Source organism: Psychroflexus sp. MES1-P1E, from assembly GCF_002836055.1.
Classification (GTDB): Bacteria; Bacteroidota; Bacteroidia; order Flavobacteriales; family Flavobacteriaceae; genus Psychroflexus.
The window spans coordinates 1-491 of sequence record NZ_PJBS01000033.1; the positions used below are offsets into that span (position 1 = coordinate 1).

1 protein-coding gene is annotated in these 491 nt (G+C 30.1%); it reads right to left on the bottom strand.

The features are described 5' to 3' along the window. The coding region (locus tag CXF67_RS00210; protein ID WP_102086929.1) for a helix-turn-helix domain-containing protein at positions 1-437 on the bottom strand (437 nt) is incomplete at its 3' end. Positions 438-491: the final 54 nt, after the last annotated feature.

Consider the following 491-nt stretch of genomic DNA (forward strand, 5'->3'; position numbering starts at 1 on the left):
TTTACATCTTTTATAGAAGGCTTGTTTACTAATCCCAAAACACTGATAGAACCATTTTCTTTTAAACGGTGTTTCTTTTTTAGTGCTATCTCTTTTGCTACTATTTTGGGCAGCGACTTTTTTGAGATATCGACTCCAGTAATGAGTTCCATATCTGCAATAATATCTTGCTGAAAGTCTTTTACAAACTCTAGTTCTTCAATACGTTCCTTTAGTTTTTTAATCTCATCTAGTTTACTCATACCTGTGTTTTGTTGTACTAAAGTACTGTATTTTTTAATCCAATAAGATATAGTTGTTCTAGGAACATCATATTTCTTAGAAGCAAAATTAGTAGAAATCTGACCATTTTGAATTTGGTCAACAACAAATATTTTGAGTTCTAAAGTTACTTTTTCGTAGCTTTTTTTTCGCCAGGGTTCTTTTTGTGTTTTCATAAGTGACTATCATTAAGTGTTTAATTTTTAGTCAACCTATTTCAGGAAAGTACA